Source organism: Leptolyngbya sp. FACHB-8 (genome assembly GCF_014695575.1).
In the GTDB taxonomy this organism is placed as follows: domain Bacteria; phylum Cyanobacteriota; class Cyanobacteriia; order Elainellales; family Elainellaceae; genus Vacuolonema.
Window position 1 is genome coordinate 33,732 of sequence record NZ_JACJOO010000079.1, and the last position, 15,202, is coordinate 48,933.

At 50.9% G+C, this 15,202-nt stretch carries 14 protein-coding genes; 10 read left to right on the forward strand and 4 right to left on the reverse strand.

The genetic code is table 11. From position 1 onward, the window contains the following. Positions 1–96 precede the first annotated feature (96 nt). Both H6F91_RS22410 and H6F91_RS22415 read right to left on the reverse strand, forming a co-directional pair. Positions 97–462, reverse strand: coding sequence for a response regulator (locus H6F91_RS22410; protein WP_190771251.1), 366 nt, complete (start codon positions 460–462; stop codon positions 97–99). Positions 463–959: 497 nt separating this feature from the next. After that, entirely contained in the window at positions 960–1,112 is a 153-nt protein-coding gene (locus H6F91_RS22415) for a hypothetical protein (protein WP_190771252.1), read from the reverse strand. Positions 1,113–1,202: 90 nt separating this feature from the next. Here H6F91_RS22415 and psbV point away from each other — a divergent pair, with 90 nt between their 5' ends. From psbV to H6F91_RS22450, 7 genes are all read left to right on the forward strand, one after another. After that, positions 1,203–1,694: a photosystem II cytochrome c-550 gene (psbV, locus tag H6F91_RS22420; protein WP_190771253.1), complete on the forward strand. Its 492-nt coding sequence runs from the start codon at positions 1,203–1,205 to the stop codon at positions 1,692–1,694. Positions 1,695–1,871: 177 nt separating this feature from the next. Beyond that, positions 1,872–2,375: a photosystem II cytochrome PsbV2 gene (gene psbV2, locus H6F91_RS22425; protein ID WP_190771254.1), complete on the forward strand. Its 504-nt coding sequence runs from the start codon at positions 1,872–1,874 to the stop codon at positions 2,373–2,375. Between the two features lie 442 nt (positions 2,376–2,817). Next, on the forward strand, positions 2,818–3,201 hold the full coding sequence (petE, locus tag H6F91_RS22430) for a plastocyanin (RefSeq protein ID WP_190771255.1): 384 nt from the start codon (positions 2,818–2,820) through the stop codon (positions 3,199–3,201). Positions 3,202–3,369: 168 nt separating this feature from the next. Then, entirely contained in the window at positions 3,370–4,080 is a 711-nt protein-coding gene (locus H6F91_RS22435; protein WP_190771256.1) for a rhomboid family intramembrane serine protease, read from the forward strand. A 601-nt stretch (positions 4,081–4,681) separates the two neighbouring features. Then, on the forward strand, positions 4,682–4,879 hold the full coding sequence (gene rpmI, locus H6F91_RS22440; RefSeq protein WP_190771257.1) for a 50S ribosomal protein L35: 198 nt from the start codon (positions 4,682–4,684) through the stop codon (positions 4,877–4,879). A 90-nt stretch (positions 4,880–4,969) separates the two neighbouring features. Continuing rightward, positions 4,970–5,326 carry a 50S ribosomal protein L20 gene (gene rplT / locus H6F91_RS22445; RefSeq protein WP_190771258.1) on the forward strand — a complete coding sequence of 119 codons (357 nt, stop codon included), beginning with the start codon at positions 4,970–4,972 and terminating at the stop codon, positions 5,324–5,326. Positions 5,327–5,335: 9 nt separating this feature from the next. Further along, the gene (locus H6F91_RS22450) at positions 5,336–6,184 is read left to right on the forward strand and encodes a transporter substrate-binding domain-containing protein (protein WP_190771259.1); all 849 of its coding nucleotides are present in this window, start codon (positions 5,336–5,338) and stop codon (positions 6,182–6,184) included. A 67-nt stretch (positions 6,185–6,251) separates the two neighbouring features. Here the strand turns inward: H6F91_RS22450 and H6F91_RS22455 are convergent, their stop codons facing one another. Next, a complete protein-coding gene (locus H6F91_RS22455) occupies positions 6,252–7,016 on the reverse strand; it encodes a carbonic anhydrase (RefSeq protein ID WP_190771260.1) in 765 nt (254 codons plus the stop codon). A 1,397-nt stretch (positions 7,017–8,413) separates the two neighbouring features. Here H6F91_RS22455 and pruA point away from each other — a divergent pair. The 3 genes from pruA to H6F91_RS22470 all read left to right on the forward strand — a co-directional run bounded on the left by pruA (position 8,414) and on the right by H6F91_RS22470 (position 13,195). Further along, positions 8,414–11,389, forward strand: a complete 2,976-nt coding sequence (gene pruA, locus H6F91_RS22460; protein ID WP_190772209.1) for an L-glutamate gamma-semialdehyde dehydrogenase — start codon at positions 8,414–8,416, stop codon at positions 11,387–11,389. A gap of 62 nt (positions 11,390–11,451) precedes the next feature. Further along, entirely contained in the window at positions 11,452–12,216 is a 765-nt protein-coding gene (locus tag H6F91_RS22465; RefSeq protein WP_190772208.1) for a pseudouridine synthase, read from the forward strand. A gap of 112 nt (positions 12,217–12,328) precedes the next feature. Next, the gene (locus H6F91_RS22470) at positions 12,329–13,195 is read left to right on the forward strand and encodes a RodZ domain-containing protein (RefSeq protein WP_190789498.1); all 867 of its coding nucleotides are present in this window, start codon (positions 12,329–12,331) and stop codon (positions 13,193–13,195) included. Positions 13,196–13,356: 161 nt separating this feature from the next. On the opposite strand, the gene malQ is transcribed toward H6F91_RS22470, so the two are convergent. Next, on the reverse strand, positions 13,357–14,919 hold the full coding sequence (gene malQ, locus H6F91_RS22475) for a 4-alpha-glucanotransferase (protein WP_190789499.1): 1,563 nt from the start codon (positions 14,917–14,919) through the stop codon (positions 13,357–13,359). Between the last annotated feature and the right edge of the window lie 283 nt (positions 14,920–15,202).

Genomic DNA, 15,202 nt, shown 5'->3' on the forward strand with positions numbered 1-15,202 from the left:
GTAAGACAAAAAGTTGGAGTACTGCGATCGCTCAAACCAGACTATGGGATGAACGTTCTGCAACTCCTATAGTCCAGCTTTTGCGATCGCCTTCAATCATCCCCTGAGTAAACGCTTTACAGTTTTTAGCAATTCGGGCGGATGAAACGGCTTCGTAATATAAGCATCTGCTCCCTGCTTCATACCCCAATAGCGGTCAAATTCCTCGCTCTTGGTTGAGCAGATCATGACCGGAATTGTCTTGGTAGTCGGGTCGTTCTTAATCCAGCGACACAATTCGTAACCATTCATCTCAGGCATAATCAGATCCGTAATCACGAGGTCTGGAGTATGCTCCCGGATCTTATTTTTTGCCTCAACCCCATTGGTGGCTTCTACAACGTCTATACCCGTTGCCTCGAGCAGCTCGGATAGCATTTGTCTAAGCGTTTGGCTATCATCCACGATTAAAACTTTTGTCATACTCCCCATCCTTCCATGGATCCTAGCTTCCGGTACTGCCGGGTCCTTCCTGCCCACTATTAAGTGGCAAGTTTCAAAAGCACTCTTGTAAACATAGAGACGACTTTATCGAAATCGCCCTGGCGATCGCCCTGTCTCTTATCATTTCACAAACCCCTATCTCCTTAGAGTATGCCCATATCCACGATAGTATCGGGCAGCGGTTCGGTGATCTTTGAGGTATCTGGATAGGCAGAGCCTCAATCCTTCACCTTTCACCCAAACGTCACGTTCAAGTCTTTACTCTCATTTCCCCTCCCCTCTCTCGTTTCCGGATCGCCTGACCACGCATTTGCTCAGGCCAGGGCAAATTTTGCCCATTCCCCCTTTGGCACTAGCGTCCATTACATTTGCCTAACTCAACTGCTGAAATTGGCGTAGTTGAACGTTTGGGATGCCCCCGTTCGATGGCATGATATTCAGATGAGAAGCTTTTCGGTTTCTCGGAGGCCGCGTCCTCACTGATCCCAGTATTTCTGCTCAGGATCATGCGTGGTCATAGTCACGGGGGATGGGGTAGGGGTAGAGTTTGCCGCTGGGCTGGTTAGTCCGTCGATGACTCTACGGCTACGGGCAAAGCCAGTGCGTTGCCGTCCACACGTGTGACCCATGCCGAATCATGTCGTTCTTTTGTGCTGTGTTGAACGGCTGTTCGCAAGTCCTTATATTTTTGATGTCTTTAAGGAAGGAGAACCATTTCAGTGCTTAAGAGATACGTCTGGTTGGTTGCGATCGCCCTGTTGATGGTCGTTCAATTTGTCGCTGGGCCAGCGATCGCCCTCGAATTGGATGCTGCAACCCGCACGGTACCGTTAGACGCTTCGGGAAAAACCTATACCCTGTCCCTTAAAGAAGTGGCACTCGGTAAGCAGCAGTTTAACTACGCCTGTGGGCAATGCCACGTGGGTGGCATCACCAAGACCGATCCTAACGTCGGTCTCGATCCCGAAACCCTCGCCCTCGCCACCCCTCCCCGCGACAACATTGAAGCTCTGGTGGATTACATGAACGACCCCACCACCTATGACGGTCTGGAGGATATTTCCGAGCGTCACCCCAGCACCAAGAGTACCGACATCTTCCCCAAGATGCGGAACCTCACCAAGGATGACCTCAAGGTTATTGCAGGCCACATTCTGCTTCAGCCCAAGGTTGTGGGTGCCAAGTGGGGCGGCGGCAAGATCTACTACTAAACCCATGTTTCGGGCGCTGGCCGCCTCAAACATAGACAGTTCTTCTGGTCTGTCGTGAGACCCTCTTGTGTTCTCCTTTCGGGACAGGCCAGATCAGCCCATCAAATAAACTGGGAATCAGAGACGTCGTTATGATCAGGCTCTGGTTCCTATTTTTTTGCAATTTTAGGATTGGATATGCTTAATTCCCGGATGTGCCGAATCCTGCTGGGGGCGCTGGGCGGGGTGTTAGTGGGAGCGATCGCCCTCTTTCCCAATGCAGCCTGGGCTGCAGGCATTGACCCTTATGTAGCCCGTTACTTTGATGCGAGAGAACCTGTCGCCCTACCTTATACCGCCAACGAAACCCGCAGCTACACAGCTCAGGATCTATCCCAGGGAAAACAGTTATTCGAAGCTAACTGCCTCAATTGCCACGTCGGCGGCATTACTCTGCCCGATCCGACCGTTACCCTCTCGCTCGAATCCTTACAACAAGCCACCCCATCCCGCGACACGGTACAAAGCCTTGTCAACTTCTCGCGCCAACCAATGACGTATGACGGTTCCGAGGAAAGTATTTGGTGCCGCCAGGTTAGCTCCGATTGGATGGACGACAAGACCCTCGAAAATCTTGCAGCATTCCTACTACGAGCAGCAGAAAAAGCACCGGGATGGGGAAGCCGCGATCCCTTCCAATAGCTCAAATTCTGTAAGTAACCTCAGTTCGGGTTAAGGGCTTTTTCGAGTGCCGCGCTTCGCGCGGCACTCGAAAAAGCCCATTATTGCGTGCGCGTCGCACACGCAATAATGGGCAGTTCGGCTTCTCCCGAACTGACGTTAAGTAAATCAGCTTAGTCAACCATATAGCGCTGTGTTGATTAGATATGGCGGTGTGGGGCACGAAGTACCCTACACCACCGCTGTTGTACTTAACGCGCTTGCACATTGCTATCAACCGTTCCGCTCGTTAAACGGGTGGAACGCTTTATGGTTGGTTATGCCCGCCTACTAGAAGTTCTCCTGGAGCGAGTAAACTGCCGAAAACAGCACTAAAATCTTGGCGATCGCCTCTGAAGGGGAAACTTTCAAGATAAAATGCTACGTGGGTTCAATAAGCTAACTTAAACCTTCCGAGGTAATCATGAAATTGATCGCACGTGTTTCACGGAGTTTAAGTCTGGCCCTATTTACAGTTGTGTTGGTGGTTGCTAGCTTCGTTGCAGTGGTTTCTCCCGCTGCCGCAGAAACCATCACCATCAAGATGGGGTCTGACAGCGGTCTGCTCGCCTTCGATCCGGCTAACGTTACCGTCAAGGCTGGCGACACCGTTAAATTCGTTAATAACAAACTCCCTCCCCACAACGTCGTATTTAGCAGCGGCGCTGTGACCTCTCACAAAGCTCTGATGCTGGCTCCTGGTGAGTCCTTCGATGTTTCCTTCGACGGCGTAGACCCCGGCACCTATGACTACTACTGCGAACCCCACCGGGGCGCAGGCATGGTTGGCAAAATCACCGTTGAATAATTCTCATCGTTAAGTTTGTCCCCATCGCTAGTCGATGTTTTTGGGCCATTCTTCTCCCATAAGTAAGGTAAGGAATTCCACTGGATAGAGCGTAATCGTTCTCCAGGATGTATTCCTTACCTTTATTTTTTGCTATTGTCCTGTTGTGCTTAGCCGGGGGAGAACACCGTGGTTCCAATTCGTGATGACAACCCGACCCAGACAACGCCTTATGTTACTTACGTTCTAATTCTGATCAATATTCTGGTTTTTATCTATGAACTCTCGCTTTCCGGTCCAACGCTAGAAAGCTTCTTCCGTACGTGGGCCGTGGTTCCCCGTGAACTAACAGCCAGTTTTGAAGGGGGCGGCGCTGCTACGGTTGGGGGCTACCCTGAGTGGATTACCCTCATTACCTCTCAATTTCTCCATGGGGGTTTTCTTCATGTCGCCGGGAATATGCTCTACCTCTGGATCTTTGGCAACAATGTCGAAGACAAAATGGGCCATTCCCGCTTCCTCATCTTCTATTTACTGTGTGGCATGCTCGCGGCTTTGGCCCAGTGGTTCTTCTCGTCAGGGTCTTCCATTCCATCCCTGGGAGCGAGTGGAGCGATCGCCGGGGTCATGGGCGCTTACATTCTCCGCTTCCCCAACGCCAAGGTACTAACTCTCGTTCCTTTGGGCTTTATTCTCTTTCCCTTCCGCATCCCAGCTCTCTTCTTCCTGGGCTTCTGGTTTGTCATGCAAGCCCTCTATGGCGTTGCCAGCCTCAATGCCCCTGCCAACATCGGCATGGAATCGGGCGGTGTGGCCTACTGGGCTCATGCGGGAGGCTTCGCCTTCGGAGCCCTGCTCGGCCCCGTATTCGGCTTATTCAGTGACAAACGCCGGGTTTAGAAGCCGTAACCAACGGGAGGGGCGGGTTTTGGCCTTATCTCAATAACCCAACCGGGGGTATCGTTCAAACCTGCCCTAAGGAGATTTCTGAGAAACAATATCCCCATTATTTGGAAAAAAGGCGCGGCTTCGCCGCGCCTTTTTTCCAAATAATGGGGAAGTTCTTATCTGGAAATCTCCTAACATCAGGTAGCGATCGCTACTGAGGGCCAGTTTTGCCCTTAATCTTAATGCCCCACCATATTTATTAAACCCGCCCTCGCCATAAGCAGCGAGGGCGGGTTTTGGCGTTATAGTGCTTTTCAAGCGCTTAAAATCGGGTTGTTTTTGTGAGAGCCGCGCGAAGCGTGGCTCTCACAAAAACAACCGTGGCTGATTCAAGCACAAAGCGTTGTAAGTTGAAGACACAGATTAGGGTTACCTGCTAAACCCACCCCTACAATTCTCTGCAAATCATTCTTCCTTAATTTGCTACGGCATTCGCTCAAAGTCTTGAATTTAAAGGGGAAAAACTCCTTCAATTCATTATTTAAACTTGCCTAAGTACAACTCGTAGCCCTATCATAAAAGACTGTGTCTATTTTCGTTTTTGGCCAGTCCCATGCCCAAACTCAAAACTCGTAAAGCGGCCGCGAAGCGATTTCGCAAAAGTGGTAGCGGTAAGCTCATCCGCCGCAAAGCCTTCAAGAATCACATGTTGGAGCACAAGACCACAAATCGCAAGAGCCGTCTGTCCAAACTCTCCCTCGTGCATGAGCGCGATGCTGAGAACGTAGAGCTGATGCTGCCCTATCTCTAGGGTCAACATTCGCTGATATGGGATGTCCGGTGTGAAGCTCCCATGGATTCATCTAACCGATTAGCGTAGATAACGAAGGAAACTTGACCAATGGCACGGGTAAAGCGCGGCAACGTAGCTCGTAAGCGCCGCAATAAAATTCTCAAACTGGCAAAGGGGTTCCGCGGATCCCACTCCAAATTGTTCCGAACTGCTAACCAGCAGGTTATGAAGGCATTGCGGAATGCTTACCGCGATCGCCGCAAGAAGAAGCGTGACTTCCGTCGTCTGTGGATCACTCGTATCAATGCGGCCTCTCGCCAGCATGGTATGAGCTACAGCCAACTGATCGGCAACCTCAACAAAGCCAACATTCTGATCAACCGCAAGATGCTGGCACAAATGGCTGTATTAGACCCCAACAGCTTTGGCAAAGTCGTCGAAGCGGCGTCTCAAGCAAAAGGCTAAAGCGGGAGCATGGTGCGATTGCTGACGGTACGGGCGTTCGGTGTTTCCGTTGCGACAGCACTAGCACTCCTTGGCATGGGTTTCGTGCTTTCTAACTCAGTGACCTCAGCGGCCGATCTGGAAACAGTTCAAAGCCGGGGTCACTTTGTCATAGCCGTTAAAGAAAATATTCCACCCCTGGGTTTTCGTACCGATTCCGGCGAATTAGAGGGGTTCGAAATCGACATTGCTCGGCGGCTGGCACAGGAAATCCTGGGGAGTTCCGATGCCGTTGTTCTCCAACCCGTCGCCAATCAAGACCGCATTTCCGCTCTCACTTCAGGCGATGTGGATCTGGTGGTGGCTCGGATGACCCTGACAGCAGGACGATCGCGACTCGTCGACTTCAGCATCCCCTATTACCTGGACGGCACCACGTTTATCACTCGAGATCCAAGCATTCTCTCCAGTCGAGACATCCGACGGCGACGGATAGCGGTACTGGAAGGAGCCAATACAGCGGTTGTGGTGCGATCGCGCTTTCCCTATGCCCGCCTTATCGATGTTCCCTCCTATGAAGCCGCCCGTGAGGCAATGGAAAGAGACGAGGCGGATGTTTTCGCGGCGGATGCCAGTGTTCTGACGGGCTGGGTGCAACAGTATCCGGAGTATCGCTTACTGCCCGGTTTCTGGTCTGGGGAGGCATTGGCAATCGCCATGCCCCGAGGCCAGGAATATCAAGAATTGCGTGAGGCGGTAAATGGAGCGATCGCCCGCTGGCGCGAAGAAGGTTGGCTGGAGGAGCGGGCTCGTCATTGGGGCTTGCCGATCCAGGTGCCTGCGACAGAGAGCCCCAACCTTCCTCAGAATACGCCCTAGAAATTATCGCCAAAGCAGAAGAGATTGGGAGCCCCCAATCTCTTTTGCTCTTATCAGCCCTTTTTGCTTACACCAAGCTGACCTCACCGGTGTCGAGATCGTAATAGGCACCAACGACCTTCAATTTGCCCTCCTGAACAGCGGCAGCAATCACAGAGGAGTGTTGCAACCGCTCAACTTGTAGGCGCACATTGGCTTTGATGGCGTTGGTGAGGCGATCGCCTGCTTGCCCTTCTGAGGCTTTAACGGCAGGCTGGAGTGCAAGAACAAGGGACTCAATAACTCCCGGAAATTCACCTCCCTTTACAGCAGCATCCACAGCACCACACCGCTCATGCCCCAAAACCACAAGCAATGGTGTTTTCAAGACGGCAACGGCATACTCTTCACTAGCAATTTCTTCGGTGATGGCAACATTGCCAGCAACCCGGACAACGAAAAGATCGCCAAGTCCTTGGTCAAAGGCAATTTCAGGCACAACCCGTGAGTCGGCACAGCTCAAAATCGCGGCAAAGGGAGCCTGTCCAGCAGCAACCTCAACCACACGCGCTCCATTCTGGTTGGGGTTGAGCTGCTGGCTGGAAACAAATCGCTGGTTTCCTTCCATCAGCTTTGCCAATGCTTGATCGGGAGTCAAACTACCTTCGGTAGATCCAGCCTGGGTTGCGACCACAACTTGGTTCTGGCTATTCTGAGCCGTCCGGCTTTCAACTGTTCTCGCAAGGGCACCCGTTCCTAACCACGCCGTTAGGGAGCTTGCACCAACAATACCGGCACCGTATTGCAGAACATTTCTACGGGAAAGTTTTTGCTGGCGTGAAGTTTTATTCATGTTCCTCTGACCCAGAAAGATAACAACGATTCCAATGATTCAGCCCTACAATTTCTGATTAAGTACGTAGATGCGATGAGAAATACCCGCCACAACCTATCAATTTGGTACTTAGAACAGATGTAGATATTTGATGACCTGACATTTTTCTCCCAATGCTATTGAAGCCAATGCCATAGAAAACATCGTCCTCTGTTATTCACAAAGAACGTTCAGCAAAATTTACTCCTTAGCTTGTTTAAAGGCCAAAGAAATCAGCTATTTTTTCGTATAGCCAAAGCTTCTTTTTGACAGCTTGCCACCAGTAAAACAGCAATTAGATAAGACAGTTGCTGCCGTCGGAGCGACAGGAAAGATCAAGGACAAAAACTTATCCTAACCCTCAGTTATCAATTGCATCTTTGTTCTGGCATAGGGTTCTTGTCAGCCCATCGGAAAATACACAAGAGAAGGTTTTCTTTTCTCTTAATATAGATTCTCCGCTGAAAAGCATCATAAAAATCAATTGTTAAGAAAGTTCTTAAAGATTGCAGCCTATAGCTTCAAGAAGTAAGACAAAATTCAATAGTAATCATTCAAAAGCCTTTTATCACAATAGGTTCAACTAAGCAAGAAAATATTTTTATTATCACAAAGTTACTTTTTTCAACATCGTTTCGATCGCCTTTACCCCTCACAATCTCAATCTTTTCCATAGGACTTATTGATGATGTCGTTAGGAATAGACCCCTTTGCTTTCGCTGAGCATACATATTAATGCCTTAGCTCGAGTCGTTAGGATCAAAAACAAAATAACCTGTAATTCTTTTTGTGGGAGGGGCGGCGAAGCCGCCCCTCCCACAAAAAGAATTACAGGTTATCTAATACACAATCTTTAGTATCAACTGTGCAACGGCGCAATACAGGGGAACCATACCGCAATACTGACGTGGTTGCAGTTGAAATTGAACAAGGGTAATTTTTTCTACTTGCGAATATAACAATCTCCTGGTCTTTGAAGAAACTCTTAAGATTCCTTTAAAGGACACTGCCAACCGTTTCACAACCCAAATTTAAGGGTTCATAATAGAGAGGGAAGTAGTACTTCGTGCTACCGTCTCTCTGTTTTTGAACTAAGCGAATGTATTGATTTTGTAGTTCCTCTGTTCCTTAAAGATCAATGCATTGCGAGAACGGATTCGATCGTGAGCCTTATGCAATACATGCAATAACCTATGAATCTTTTGAATGAATAATGCTCAGCGAAGTGAGCAGTTTAAAAGACTCAAATATTGGTTGCATTTTGTTCGCAATCCTTAAGCCCCAATTGGGCAATAAAACAGAACAATGGAAAGAGGAGCCAATGAATTGCCTCCTCACATTTTTGACGCTATCAACTTTTTTTGGAGTAAGAACCTGTGGTTAGCCAGATTGCGAACTCGCCCTACGAGGCGGATACTCAGGCGATCGCCCGCGAACTGCTGAGCGCAACGCGCGAGAATCGCTCATTCTTCGCCCAGATGCGAGACCAGATGCGGTGGGATGACAAAATGCTGGGCTGGGCCATGAGCAATCCGGGGTTGCGGGTACAGTTGTTTCGCTTTATTGACTGCTTACCTTCTCTGCAAAGCAAAGCTGAGATTGCTCGCCATTTACAGGAATACTTAGGCCAGGAAGAGGTGGAATTGCCTGCAGCTCTGAAAGGCATGCTGGGGTTTGCCAATACCGACTCTATGCCAGGCCAGGTGGCGGCTACAACCGTTTCCACGGCTGTGGAAACCCTGGCCCATAAGTACATTTCTGGCGAAACCCTGAGACAGGTCATTAAAACTCTAGAAGGGCTCCGGAAAGACAAAATGGCCTTCACCGTAGACCTGCTGGGGGAAGCGGTGATCACCGAAGAGGAAGCCCAATCCTATCTGGATCGCTATATCGAACTGCTGGAAGAACTTTCTGCCGCCGCCAAATCCTGGCCGAAAGTTCCACAGATTGATGAGGCTGATGGGGAAACCCTGCCGAAGGTACAGGTTTCTGTGAAGCTGACAGCCTTCTACTCGCAGTTTGACCCACTCGATGCGAAAGGCAGCCAGGAAAAGGTATGCGATCGCGCCCGTACTCTCCTCCGTCGTGCCAAGGAACTGGGTGCTGCCATCCACTTTGACATGGAGCAGTACGCCTATAAAGACCTCACCATCGCCATCCTGAAGGAAGTGCTGATGGAGGAGGAATTCCGCACCCGCAGCGACATTGGAGTGACTCTCCAAGCCTATTTGAAGGAAACCGAAGAAGACCTGAAAGGACTGATTGCCTGGGCAAAAGAGCGGGGCACTCCTATCACGATTCGACTCGTGAAGGGGGCCTATTGGGATCAGGAAACCATCAAGTCTCAGCAGCACAACTGGGATCTACCTGTCTTCCAGCGGAAGGAATCCACGGATGCCAATTTTGAGACACTAACCCGGTTGCTGCTGGAAAATCACCCATATTTGTATGCAGCGATTGGCAGCCACAACGTGCGATCGCAAGCCTACGCGATCGCCATTGCTCGCCAGCTCAACATCCCCCGTCGCCGCTTTGAACTCCAAGTGCTCTATGGCATGGCAGACAAGCTTGCCAAAGCTCTTGTGCAACAAGGCTATCGGGTACGGGTCTACTGTCCCTACGGAGAACTGATTCCGGGGATGTCTTACCTGATCCGTCGCTTATTAGAGAACACCGCCAACACGTCCTTCTTGCGGCAAAACCTGGAGGAGCGACCTATTGAAGAATTACTGGCTCCACCGCAGCATCAGGAAAATGGACACAAAGCAGCTCAGAATGGAGCTTTTCACAACGCGCCAGATTCAGATTATTCGCAGCAGGAGAAGCGCGATCGCGGCCTCACTGCCATTGAAGCTGTGCGCCAACAGATGGGCCAATCCTATCAGCCGTTGGTGAATGGTCAGCGGGTGAATACCCTGGATAGCTTTGAGTCGCTGAACCCATCTAATCCCGATGAAGTGGTGGGTCGTGTGGGTCTGTTGAGTGTTCAGCAGGCGGATGAGGCGATCGCTGCGGCAAAAGCTGCTTTCCCGCAATGGAAAGCGACCCCAGCGAAGGAGCGAGCGGCGATTCTACGTCGTGCCGCTGACATTATGGAAGAACGTCGGGCTGAACTGGCTGCCTGGATGGTGTTGGAAACAGGCAAAGTGCTGGGTCAGGCTGACCCTGAGATTTCTGAGGCGATCGACTTCTGTCGTTACTATGCTGACGAGATGGAGCAGCTAGACCAGGGCCATAACTACGACGTTGCTGGGGAAACCAACCATTATCACTATCAGCCGCGTGGCGTTTCGCTGATTATCTCTCCCTGGAACTTCCCTCTGGCAATTCCTACAGGGATGACGGTGGCTTCCCTGGTAACAGGCAACTGTACTCTGTTGAAGCCCGCAGAAACCTCTTCTGTCATTGCGGCCAAGCTGGCAGAAATCCTGGTAGAAGCAGGCATTCCCGATGGAGTATTCCAGTACGTACCCTGTAAGGGTTCTACGGTGGGCTCTCACATGGTGAAGCACCCAGACGTGCACATGATTACGTTCACCGGATCTCAGGAAGTCGGCTGTCGGATTTATGCTGATGCCGCCATTCTGCAACCGGGGCAGCGACACCTGAAGCGAGTGATCGCGGAGATGGGTGGCAAGAATGCCATCATCGTGGACGAAAGCGCTGACCTCGATCAGGCTGTCGCTGGCGTGGTCTACTCTGCCTTTGGCTACAGCGGACAGAAATGCTCCGCCTGCTCTCGCGTGATTGTGTTGGAGCCGATCTACGATGCATTCCTGCATCGCCTGGTAGAAGCGACCAAATCGCTCAATGTAGGTCTGGCAGAACAGCCCAGTACAAAGGTTGGCCCAGTGATTGACGCCGCCGCCCAGAATCGCATCAAAGCCTACATCGAAAAAGGCAAAGAGGAAGCCACCCTGGCGCTGGAGCTACCGGCTCCCGATCAAGGCTACTTTGTTGGCCCCACCATCTTTGTAGATGTGCCGCCCACCGCTAAGATTGCCCAGGAGGAAATCTTTGGTCCCGTATTAGCCGTTATCCGGGTGAAAACCTTTGAGGAGGCACTGGACATCGCCAACGGCACACTCTATGCCTTGACCGGAGGAATCTATTCTCGGACGCCTTCCCATATCGAGCGTGCTCGGGCTGATTTTGAAGTAGGCAACCTCTATATCAATCGGCACATCACCGGGGCAATTGTCGCCCGGCACCCCTTCGGTGGATTCAAGCTATCTGGTGTCGGTTCTAAAGCGGGTGGCCCCGACTACTTGCTGCAATTCTTGGAACCCCGCCATATCAGCGAAAATATCCAGCGGCAGGGCTTTGCTCCCATTGAAGGGGCAGAACAGTAGATAAAATGGGATGTTTCGTGGGTTTAACTCACGAAACATCCCACTCAAAAACAAACGCACGGATGACCGAACGTTTACAAAAAATTCTTTCACAATGGGGCATTGCGTCCCGCCGACAGGCGGAACAGATGATTGTGGATGGACGAGTGCAGGTGAATGGCGATCGCGCGACCTTAGGCCAAAAGGTTGATCCGGAGCGCGATCACATTGAAGTCGATGGTCAACCCCTCCAGACTGAAGCCCGTCCTGAACCGCTATACTTGCTGCTGAATAAACCTGCTGGGATTGTTACGACCTGCCGCGACTCCCATCAGCGACGCACCGTGTTGGATTTAATACCCGAGCAATGGCGATCGCACAGCGGCCTCCATCCGGTCGGCCGTCTCGATGCAGAGTCAACCGGAGCCTTACTTCTAACCAATGATGGAGAGTTAACCTTTGCCCTCACCCATCCCTCTCATGAGGTGGCTAAAACCTACCTGGTGTGGGTCAAAGGGCACCCCTCGGAACGGATACTGGAGCAATGGCGGCGGGGCATTCTATTGGATGGCCGAAAAACTCTTCCAGCTCAAGTCAAACGGTTACGTACAAGCCCTCAAAGTACACAATTGGAAATAGTGTTGAGGGAAGGAAGAAACCGTCAAATCCGTAGAGTCGCAGAGCAGCTGGGGTATCCCGTGCAGAAGTTGCATCGAGTTGCCATTGGCTCTATTCAAATTGGTGATTTAGCTAAGGGAAACGTGCGATCGCTACATCCCTCCGAGGTTAGGTATTTGCAGGATCAGGCAAAAGTTTTAGTAACAAAATCATCGGATCTGACTGGTTGAGTACCCAGTATTACGGTAATGTAAGTGCTGAGGGCCGTACTGTTGCATCTCGATACAGGCTCAACAGACAGGAAGCGGTTTCATTTCCAAGGAGTGTATGGTGACGAAGGCCATGAGTGAGGCAACTTCCCCTTTAGAACAGCAGCAAGCCGAAAAGCTCGCCCAAATCGGCAACTATCTGCAACAAGTCCGGGAAGAGCAATCGCTTTCCATCGAACAGATTGCCACCACTACTATGGTTCAAGCCCGCTTACTGCGGGCCATTGAGAATGGCAATCTCAAACAGTTACCTGAACCTGTTTACATTCGAGGTTTCTTAAAGCGCTATGCAATGACCCTGGGTCTAGATGGTGATACTGTTGCCGAAGCCTTTCCTATCAAGACTGATTCCAGCTTCCAAACCAACACGAAGGGTTGGCAGCAATCCTCTGCCGCACAACTGCGCCCCATGCACCTGTATGCAGCTTACTTGGCGTTGATTGTGGCGGCGATCGCCGGGCTTTCCTATGTATTGACTCGCGGCCCTGTTCGCACAGCTACCCCCATTCCTTCCCCTGTCACCCCCTCCCCCGAGCTGCTCAGCCCATCTCCCAGCCCGAGTGCTACCCCGGTTAGCTCTCCAAGAGCCCTTAGCAAGCCAGTTGAGGTAGATGTCACGCTAAAGGAGCAATCCTGGATGCGGGTTCAGATAGATGGCAAGACAGAGTTTGAAGGAATGCTGAATGCAGATACTCAGCGCACCTTTACCGCTGAGCGAGAAATCAAGATTCGGGCAGGCAATGCAGGTGGCGTTGTTGTGGCTTACAACAATCAACCCGCAAAACCGTTGGGAGCTCGGGGTACCGTTGAAGAAGTCACGTTTACTCCTAAAGGTAATAACGCCAGTACTGCTACGAACGCAGGCACGAATACCAGTGCCAGCACTGATGCCGACGCTAGCGACACTTCACCCAGTAACACTTCACCCATCAACCAGTAAGGCAATTTCCAGTAACGAAATTACCTCCGTAATCTAGGCGGTTTGCCCGCAAAGCAGGCAAACCGCCTAGATTATGGGAAGTTCTACGTAAGTTTTGTTGAAGAGGGGGTCAGGAGTTTCGCTCCTACCCCCCTCTTCAAAATAGGTTGTGCCCATAAATGTTAGCCATGATGATGCCCACTATGCTGCTCAGCTTCCTGGCGATGGTGACGTTGGCTTGGTTGTTGGGGGAGACGGCCATAGATTTGTGTCATGAAGCGAAGGCGATCGCTCACCTCCCGCGTTAATGCTTCCTGAGGGTAACGCCATTGCCAGTTACCTTCCGCCTTACCTGGAAAGTTCATACGAGCTTCGGTCCCCAATCCCAGAGTGTCTTGTAAGGGAAAAACAGCCTGGTTTGCCACTGATCCCATTGCCAACCGGATCAAATCCCAATGAATACCAGAATCGCTGGTACAGCCCAGGTAATTACGGAAAGCCTCACGCTCCCAATCAGGTAGGGTCTGAAACCATCCCTGGGTCGTGTCATTGTCGTGAGTGCCCGTGTAAACCACAAAGTTGCGATCGTGGTTGAACGGCAGGAAATGGTTATCCGGCCCACTGCCAAAGGCAAATTGCAGAATTTTCATTCCCGGAAACTGGAATTGCTCCCGTAGGGCCACCACGTCTGGGGTAATAACCCCCAAATCCTCAGCAATGATGGGTAGCGTTCCCATTTTTTCCTGTAAAGTCTTAAAAAAGATTTCGCCTGGAGCTTCTAACCATTCCCCATTAATGGCAGTCTCCTCACCCTGAGCTACAGCCCAGAAGGCACAGAATCCCCGAAAATGGTCAATCCGCACCATATCGACTAATTGAAAAGTTGCCCGGAAACGCTCAACCCACCACTCAAAGTCCGTTTCCTGAAGGCGATCCCAACGATAGATAGGGTTGCCCCAGAGTTGCCCGGTGGCACTAAAGTAATCGGGCGGAACCCCGGCCATTAGCTTGGGTGCTCCCGTCTCAGGGTCTAGATGGAACAGCTCTGGAAAAGCCCACACATCAACACTGTCATGGGCAACATAGATCGGAATATCTCCCATAATTTGAATGCCTGCATCATTGGCATAGGCTCGCAGATCACCCCATTGTTGGAAGAATTCAAACTGCAAAAACTTCTGGAAGAAGGTGTCATTCAATAACTCCACCCGCCAATGTTCCAAAGCTTCGGGGTGACGTTGGGCGATCGCCTCATCCCACTGGTGCCAGCTTTTGCCGCCAAACACCCCCTTGAGCGCCATAAACAGGGCATAGTCATTCAGCCAGAAGTGGTTATGGGCACAAAATTTGTCAAACTCACGCCGCTGGCCTAACTCTGCATGATCGTGAAACCGCTGCGATGCCTGCTTCAGCAGAGGTAACTTGCTCTGAATGACGTGATCATAGTCCACCCAATGAGCGGCATATTCCGGCAGGCTATTCAGCTCATCCTCTGTCAGCAATCCCTTCTCCTGTAAGCGCTCTAGACTAATAAGCGAAGGGTTTCCCGCCATGGCGCTGTAGCACATGTAGGGGGAGTTGCCATGACCTGTTGGCCCCAAGGGCAAAACTTGCCAGATTTGCTGACCATTCTCAAATAAAAAATCAACAAATTGGTAAGCGGCAGGCCCAAGATCGCCAATACCAAAGCGACTGGGAAGCGAGGTGGGATGGAGAAGAATACCACTGGAGCGAGGAAATGCCATGGGGATATTTTCGCGACGAACAAGGCTATTCTCCTTCACAGAAGCGGGAGCTGGCAGTATCGCTCATAATAAATTCGCTATTGGGTAACTTCTTCCTATAGCTGAAGGGAGCTATGAAATGAGTTCTGGAACTGCGGTTCCACATCCCATTGCAAGCCCTATTCCGCAACACTGCTTTTCTAACAGGACTATCCAAACTCATACCTGTAGAAGCCTTCAGGTTTCACATACCCCTCGATAGGCTTAGGGAGTTTATTAATTTGCTAGTGCTTAAGATGCGATC